7 protein-coding genes and 1 pseudogene are annotated in these 7,353 nt (G+C 67.6%); 7 read left to right on the top strand and 1 reads right to left on the bottom strand.

Features of this window, described 5'->3' with window-relative positions; genetic code table 11:
- A partial coding sequence (gene pgk / locus K1Y73_RS20715; RefSeq protein ID WP_225030250.1) for a (d)CMP kinase occupies positions 1-422 on the top strand: 422 nt, incomplete at its 5' end.
- A gap of 161 nt (positions 423-583) precedes the next feature.
- A complete protein-coding gene (locus tag K1Y73_RS20710; protein ID WP_225030249.1) occupies positions 584-1,219 on the top strand; it encodes an NAD(P)H-dependent oxidoreductase in 636 nt (211 codons plus the stop codon).
- A gap of 101 nt (positions 1,220-1,320) precedes the next feature.
- Here K1Y73_RS20710 and irrA read toward each other — a convergent pair whose 3' ends face one another.
- Positions 1,321-1,740: an iron response transcriptional regulator IrrA gene (gene irrA / locus K1Y73_RS20705; RefSeq protein ID WP_225030248.1), complete on the bottom strand. Its 420-nt coding sequence runs from the start codon at positions 1,738-1,740 to the stop codon at positions 1,321-1,323.
- Between the two features lie 162 nt (positions 1,741-1,902).
- Between irrA and fabA the strand changes: the two genes are divergently transcribed.
- The 5 genes and pseudogenes from fabA to K1Y73_RS20680 form a co-directional block, all read left to right on the top strand.
- Entirely contained in the window at positions 1,903-2,412 is a 510-nt protein-coding gene (gene fabA / locus K1Y73_RS20700) for a bifunctional 3-hydroxydecanoyl-ACP dehydratase/trans-2-decenoyl-ACP isomerase (protein ID WP_225030246.1), read from the top strand.
- A 49-nt stretch (positions 2,413-2,461) separates the two neighbouring features.
- On the top strand, positions 2,462-3,691 hold the full coding sequence (gene fabB / locus K1Y73_RS20695; RefSeq protein ID WP_225030244.1) for a beta-ketoacyl-ACP synthase I: 1,230 nt from the start codon (positions 2,462-2,464) through the stop codon (positions 3,689-3,691).
- 25 nt (positions 3,692-3,716) lie between these two features.
- Positions 3,717-4,505, top strand: a complete 789-nt coding sequence (locus tag K1Y73_RS20690; protein ID WP_225030242.1) for an enoyl-ACP reductase FabI — start codon at positions 3,717-3,719, stop codon at positions 4,503-4,505.
- A gap of 80 nt (positions 4,506-4,585) precedes the next feature.
- Positions 4,586-6,760, top strand: a complete 2,175-nt coding sequence (locus K1Y73_RS20685) for a peptidase domain-containing ABC transporter (RefSeq protein ID WP_225030240.1) — start codon at positions 4,586-4,588, stop codon at positions 6,758-6,760.
- Positions 6,757-7,353 (top strand): annotated as a pseudogene (locus tag K1Y73_RS20680) (biotin/lipoyl-binding protein); the annotation flags it as partial. The gene K1Y73_RS20685 and the pseudogene K1Y73_RS20680, both read left to right, overlap by 4 nt.

Here is a 7,353-nt window from a genome sequence, read left to right as displayed (position 1 = left end):
AGCTGATCTCGGTCGCGGGCGGGGGCGATACGGTCGCGGCGCTGAACCAGGCGGGTGCCGCGGACAGCTTTACCTTCCTCTCGACCGCGGGCGGCGCCGTCCTGGACGGGCGCGACATCGGCACGGTGATCTGCCCCGAGGCCGAGGTGAAGCTTTACGTCACCGCCAGCCCGGAAATCCGCGCCCATCGCCGCTGGCTGGAAGTCGGCGGCGACGAAGCGCAGGTGCTGGCCGAGGTCCGCGAACGCGACACCCGCGACATGGGCCGCGCCGATGCGCCCCTGCGCCCTGCCGCGGATGCGGTGGTGCTGGACACCTCGGCGCTTTCTGCCGCCGAGGCCGAGGCCATGGCCGCCGCGCTGATCGGCCTGCGGATCGCCGCCGCGCAGGGCGGCCAGGCACAAGCCCAAACCTCGGTCTGATCCCGGCGGCGGTGCGCCGCTGCACAAAGACCCGCCCTTTTTGCAGCCTCGCCAGGCCTTGCGCACGCTGCGCTGCAGCATATCTGTGGCACAGGACGGCGCATCGCGCGGCTTCATCGCGCAGGGTCCGGGACGGGCAGCGCCTCGCGATGGAGAAAGACATGCTGCAAGACCAACTGGCCTGGCGTTACGCCACCAAGAAATTCGATCCCAGCAAGACGCTGCCCGAGGACAAGCTTGAGGCGATCCTGAAGGCCATTCAGATGGCCCCCACCTCGTCGGGGCTGCAACCTTTCGAAGTGATCGTGGTCACCAACCCGGCGCTGCGCGCGCAGATCCAGGCCGTGGGCTATGATCAGGCGCAGATCACCGAAGCCTCGCATCTGCTGGTCTTCGCGGCCTGGGACAATTACACCGAGGCGCGGATCGACGCGGTGGTCCAGGACATCGTCGACCAGCGCGGCGAAGGCGCGGCCGAAGCGGTGAAGCCCTATTACGAGCGGCTGAAGGCGATGTATCTGCCCCGCAGCGCCGAGGAAAACCATCAGCACGCCGCCCGCCAGGCCTATATCGCCTTCGGGATCGGCCTGGTCGCCGCGGCCGAGCAGAAGGTCGACGCGACGCCGATGGAAGGCTTCGATGCCGACAAGGTCGACGAGATCCTGGGCCTGCGCGCCCGCGGCCTGCGGGCTGTCACGCTGTTGCCGGTGGGCTATCGTGCGACCGAAGGCGACTGGCTGGCCGGGCTGAAGAAGGTGCGCCGGCCGCTGGACGGGCTGATCCACGAGGCAGCGTGATCGCGCCCTCGGGCGCGTGCCGGAATTTTTGAAAATTCCGTTCCGGAGCCTTCAAAGGCTCCGAGGCGATTTCTTCGAAGAAATCGCCGCCTGCGCCGCTCTCAGCCGGCGCGGCGCAGGCGGATCACCACCTCGACGCGCGACACTTCGGTGCCCGGCGGCGGAACGGGCAGCGCCGCGATCTTCAGCTCTTCCTTCGGGGCATCGGTCAGCATCGCGCTGTCTTCCCAGTAGAAATGCGGGTGATCGTCGGTGCGGGTGTCGAAGTAGCTTTTCGAGCCATCGACCACGACCTCGTTCATCAACCCCGCCTCGCAGAAGGCGCGCAGCGTGTTGTAGACCGTCGCCAGGCTGACCTTTTCGCCCGCGCGGCTGGCCATGTCATAGAGGATTTCGGCCGTCACATGGCGGTCTTCGCCATCACCGACCAGCAGCGAGGCCAGCGCCAGCCTTTGCCGCGTCGGACGCAAGCCGCCGCGGTCAAGCCAGCCCGCCACCCGTTCTTCTGCCGACACGGTCATGCAGCACTTCCCCTATATCCAGGATTTATTATAGGCGCGCCGGGGCTGCGCTTTCAAGTCACAGGCGCGATGCGGCCGATTCCGCCCCCGCCCTTGCCCTGCAATCCATGCCTCTGTTACAGGGAAGGCACGACATCCGGGGAGCAGGAGGGGCCATAGCCCATGGGGCGTTATCCGACGACATTCGACCGCGAGGCCCTTCTGGCCTGCGCTAGGGGCGAGCTTTTCGGCCCCGGCAATGCGCAACTGCCCGAACCCCCGATGCTGATGATGGACCGCATCACCGATATTTCGGAAGATGGCGGCCTGCACGGCAAGGGCCATGTCACCGCCGAATTCGACATCACCCCGGATCTGTGGTTCTTCGCCTGCCATTTCCCCGGCAATCCGATCATGCCGGGCTGTCTGGGCCTGGACGGGCTGTGGCAGCTGACCGGCTTCAACCTGGGCTGGCGCGGCTGGGAAGGCCGCGGCTATGCGCTGGGCGTGGGCGAGGTCAAGCTGACCGGCATGGTCCGGCCCGACCGCAAGCGTCTGACCTATCACGTCGATTTCACCAAGGCGGTGCAAACCCGCCGCCTGACCATGGGCGTGGCCGATGGCCGGGTGGAAGCCGACGGCGAAACCATATATCTGGTCAAGGACATGAAGGTCGCCCTTTCGGCAACCTGACCGAGCCCCCTCTTCAGGCCCTCGGGCCGGAACGCAAAGGAACAGCCCCATGCGTCGCGTCGTCATCACCGGCATCGGCATCGTCTCGCCGATCGGCAATTCCGCCGCCGAGGTCGAGGCCTCGCTGCGCGCGGGAAAATCGGGCGTGGTCTTCGCCCCCGACTATGCCGAGCGCGGCTTCCGCTGCCAGGTGCATGGCCAGCCGGTCATCACCTTCGAAGACCATATCGACAAGCGCGACCTGCGCTTCATGGGCGATGGCGCGGCCTATAATTTCATCGCGATGAAGCAGGCCGTCGCGGATTCCGGCCTGACCGAGGCCGAGGTTTCGAACGAGCGGACGGGAATCATCGTGGGCTCGGGCGGGCCTTCGACCAAATCCTTCTTCAAGGCGCATAACATCGTGCGCGAATCCGGCAGCCCGAAGCGGATCGGGCCCTTCGGCGTGACCAAGGGCATGTCCTCGACGACCTCGGCCTGCCTGGCCACGCCGTTCAAGATCAAGGGCGTGAACTATTCGATCACCTCGGCCTGCTCGACCAGCGCGCATTGCATCGGCAATGCGGCGGAACTGATCCAGATGGGCAAGCAGGACGTGGTCTTCGCCGGCGGCGCCGAGGAACTGGACTGGACGCTGTCCTGCCTGTTCGACGCGATGGGCGCGATGTCGTCGAAATACAATGACACGCCCGCAACCGCGAGCCGCACCTATGACGCCACGCGGGACGGCTTCGTCATCGCCGGCGGCGGCGGCGTGGTCGTGGTGGAAGAGCTTCAGCATGCCCTGGCCCGCGGGGCCAAGATCTATGCCGAAGTCACCGGCTATGGCGCCACCTCCGACGGCTATGACATGGTCGCCCCGTCGGGCGAAGGCGGCGAGCGGTCGATGCGGCTGGCGCTGTCGACCCTGCCCGAGGGCCGGAAGATCGACTATATCAACAGCCACGGCACCTCGACCCCGGTCGGCGACATCACCGAGCTGGAGGCGATCCGCCGGGTCTTCGGCGCGGGCCAGACCCCGCCCGTCGCCTCGACCAAGTCGCTGACCGGCCATTCGCTGGGCGCGACGGGTGTGCATGAGGCGATCTATTCGCTGATCATGATGCAGGGCCGGTTCATCGCGGCTTCCGCCAATGTCGTCACCCCCGATCCGGCGCTGCTGCCGGGCGAGATCGTGACCGAGCTGCGCGAGAATGTCGATCTTGACGGCGTCCTGTCCAATTCCTTCGGCTTCGGCGGCACCAATGCGACGCTGGTGATGTCGAAGTTCATTGCGTGATTGAACGAAGCATAGGGGCGCCGGAATGGCCGAATTGATGAAGGGCAAACGCGGCCTCGTGATGGGGGTCGCGAACGAACGGTCCATCGCCTGGGGCATCGCCTCAGCCCTGGCGGCGGAAGGGGCCGAGCTGGCGTTTTCCTACCAGGGCGAGGCTTTCGGCAAGCGGCTGGCGCCCTTGGCGGCCTCGGTCGGCTCGGATCTGATGGTCGATGTCGACGTGACGAACGAAGCCTCGCTGGATGCCTGCTTTGCCACCCTGGCCCAAACCTGGGGCAGCCTGGATTTCGTGATCCACGCCATCGCCTATTCCGACAAATCGGAACTGACCGGCCGCTTCGTCAACACCACCCGGGGCAACTTCCTGAACTCGCTGAACATTTCCTGCTTCAGCTTCATGGATGTCGCCCGCCGCGCCGAAGCGCTGATGCCCAATGGCGGCAGCCTGGTGACCCTGACCTTCCAGGGCTCGAACCGGATCGCGCCGAATTACAACGTGATGGGCGTGGCCAAGGCGGCGCTGGAATCGGCGACGCGCTATCTGGCCAATGACCTGGGGCCGCAGAAGATCCGCGTCAACGCGATCTCGCCCGGGCCGATGAAGACCCTGGCCGGTTCGGCCATCGGCGGCGCCCGCGCCACCTTCCGGCATACCGAAGACAACGCCCCCCTGCGCGCCAATGCCACGCTTGAGGCGATCGGCGGCACCGCCGTCTGGCTGTGCAGCGATTACGGCGCCGCGACCACGGGCGAAGTGATCCATGTCGATGGCGGCTATCACGTTCTGGGCTTCCCGCAGCCCGAGAATCTGTGACCTGACCTGCCAGGCGGCGCGGGCTCTGCCCCGCCCGCCATTCACCGCAGATTAAGGACGTCCGGCCTAGTCTGCGCGGCATGAGCGCCGAAGACCCGACCCAGACCCGCGCGATGGAGGCGCAGACCCGCCGGCTGACGGGGCTGCGCGCGGCCTTTCTGGTGGCAAGCCATCATGGCGTGGCGCTGCGACCCGAGGATCTGCCCAGCCTCGTGGGCCCTGACATGACCCGCAACCTGGCCGAGGCGCTGGAACGTGCGGGCTTTCGCACCCGGCGCATTCCGCGCTGCAGCTGGGCCACGGCGGCCAAGCTGGGCACCGCCTATCCCGCCCTTGTGCCGCTGCGCGATGGCGGCTGGCTGATCCTGGTGCTGGTCGTGGTGAAAGACGGCCAGCCCATGGCCGCGGTGATGGATCCGGCGCAGGAATCCGCGGGCATAAAGCTTGTTCCACAGGCCGATTTCCTGCGCGACTGGGCCGGGGAGCTGCTGCTGGTGCAGCCCGCCCCGGCCGCGGCGGGCGAGCATCGGCCCTTTGGCCTGGCCTGGTTCCTGCCCGCGCTGGCCGCGCAGAAGGCGCTGCTGGCCGGTGTCGCGGTCGCGGTTCTGACCGGCAATCTGATCTCATACAGCCTGCCGTTGATGTTCCAGTCGATCGTCGACCGGGTCATCGCCCATTCGGCCTGGAACACGCTTTACACCATCGTCGCGCTGTTCCTGTTCCTGGCCACATTCGATGCGGGCTTCACCTATACCCGCCAGCGCCTGATGCAGATCGCCGGCGGCAAGGTCGATGCGCTGGTGGGCGGGCGCACCTTCGCGCATCTGATGACCCTGCCGCTGTCGGTTTTCGAAACCATCCCCGCCGGCGTCCTGACCCGCCATCTGCAACAGACCGAGAAGATCCGCCTGTTCCTGACCGGACGGCTGTTCCAGACCGGGCTGGACGCCGCCTTCCTGCCGCTGCTGCTGGGCCTTTTGGCGCTGATCTCGGGCCAGCTGACTCTGGTCGTCCTGGGCTTTGCCCTGGCCATCGCGCTGTGCATCGCAGCACTTCTGCCGGTCTTCCGCCACCGGCTGAACGCGCTTTACGCCGCCGAGGCGGAACGCCAGGCCCATCTGGTCGAGACCCTGCACAACATGCGCGCCGTCAAGTCGCTGGTGCTGGAAGGCGCCCGAAGGCGGGTCTGGGAAGACAGTCTGGCGGCCTCGCTGTCGCGGCAATGGGATGTGGGCGCGATTTCGGCCCTGGCGGGCTCGGTCACGGGCTGGCTGGAAAAAGCCATGCAGATCAGTGTGGTGGCTTTGGGCGCCGCGCATGTGCTGGACGGGCAGATGACGGTGGGGGCGCTGGTCGCCTTCCTGATGCTGTCGGGCCGCGTCTCGGGGCCGCTGGTGCAGATCGTGGGCCTGATCAACGAACATCAAGAGGCGGCGCTGTCGGTGCGCATGCTGAAAGGCGTGATGGACCAGCGGCCCGAAAAGGGCCTGCACAACCGCCCGGCCAAACATCAGATCAGCGGGCGGATCAGCTTTGACCAGGTCTCGTTCACCTATCCCGGCGCCAATCTGCCGGCGCTGGACCGCATCAGCCTGGACATTCCGGCCGGCGAAATCGTGGGCGTGGTGGGCCGGTCGGGCTCGGGCAAGACCACGCTCACCCGGCTGATCCAGGGGATCGAGCCGCCGGGCACCGGCCTGTTGCAGGTCGATGGCGTCGATATCCGCCAGATCGACCTGGACCATCTGCGCCGCAACATCGGCGTGGTGCTGCAGGAGAACCTGCTGTTCCGCGGCACGATCCGTGACAACATCGCCATGGCCCGCCCCGGCGCCGCCCCGGAAGAGGTGATCCTGGCCGCCCGCCTGGCCGGGGCCGAAGACTTCATCAGCCGCCTGCCGCAGGGGTTCGAGACCAAGATCGAGGAAGGCGGCAGCAATCTGTCGGGCGGGCAGCGCCAGCGCATCGCCATTGCCCGCGCGCTGATGGGGGCGCCGCGGGTGCTGATCTTCGACGAGGCGACCTCGGCGCTGGATCCGGAATCCGAACAGGTGGTCAACCGCAACCTGGCCGCCATCGCACAGGGGCGCACGGTCGTGGTGGTCTCGCACCGGCTGTCGTCGCTGGTGCGGGCCGACCGGATCGTGGTCATGGATCAGGGCCGGGTGCTGGATATCGGCCCGCATCGGGCGCTGCTGGACCGCTGCGCCACCTATCGCCAGCTCTGGGATGCCCAGACCGAGCATCTGACATGACCGGCATGCAGCTGCCCCCCCGCGTAGCACCCGCCGCGCTGGAGTTTCAGGGCGATCTCGACCGTCTCGTGCTGCGCCCCCTGCCCTTGGGTCTGCGGGCCTGGCCGCTTCTGGGCGCGGGGCTTCTGGCGGGGATGGTCGGGCTGGCGGCGCTGCTGCCGGTCGATGTGGTCGTGGTGGCGCAAGGCGTGCTGGCCGCCGATGCGCCGGTCGTGGTCTTGAAACCCATGGCCCGCGCGGTGCTGCGCGACCTGCTGGTGCGGCCCGGCGATCTGGTGCAGGCCGGTCAGGTTCTGGCCCGGCTGGACCCGACCCTGCCCGAGGCCGATCTGGCGGCGCTTGGCGCCGAAAGGCGCAGCCTTGCCGCCGAAATCGCCCGGCGCGAGGCGGAACTGCAGGGCACCTCGCTGCCTGCCGACACGGCCGAAGGCGCCTTGCAGGGCGCCGTCCTGGCCAGCCGCATCGCCCTTGCCGGGGCCGAGCGCGCGCGGATGCAGGCCGCGATCGCCGCCTTGCAGGATGAGATCGCAGCCCTTGCCGCCGCCACGCCGGCGCTGAAAGACCGCGTCGCCCTTGCCGCCCGGCTGGAAGCC

Source organism: Xinfangfangia pollutisoli (genome assembly GCF_020179405.1).
Lineage (GTDB): Bacteria > Pseudomonadota > Alphaproteobacteria > Rhodobacterales > Rhodobacteraceae > Pseudogemmobacter > Pseudogemmobacter pollutisoli.
This window is presented reverse-complemented; position numbering and strand designations above follow the sequence as displayed.

Bases quoted from the DNA above. Each gene is read 5' to 3' on its own strand.
- K1Y73_RS20690 (WP_225030242.1), top strand. From the start codon at position 3,717: ATGGCCGAATTGATGAAGGGCAAACGCGGCCTCGTGATGGGGGTCGCG.
- irrA (WP_225030248.1), bottom strand. From the start codon at position 1,740: ATGACCGTGTCGGCAGAAGAACGGGTGGCGGGCTGGCTTGACCGCGGC.
- K1Y73_RS20710 (WP_225030249.1), top strand. From the start codon at position 584: ATGCTGCAAGACCAACTGGCCTGGCGTTACGCCACCAAGAAATTCGAT.
- fabB (WP_225030244.1), top strand. From the start codon at position 2,462: ATGCGTCGCGTCGTCATCACCGGCATCGGCATCGTCTCGCCGATCGGC.
- K1Y73_RS20685 (WP_225030240.1), top strand. From the start codon at position 4,586: ATGAGCGCCGAAGACCCGACCCAGACCCGCGCGATGGAGGCGCAGACC.
- fabA (WP_225030246.1), top strand. From the start codon at position 1,903: ATGGGGCGTTATCCGACGACATTCGACCGCGAGGCCCTTCTGGCCTGC.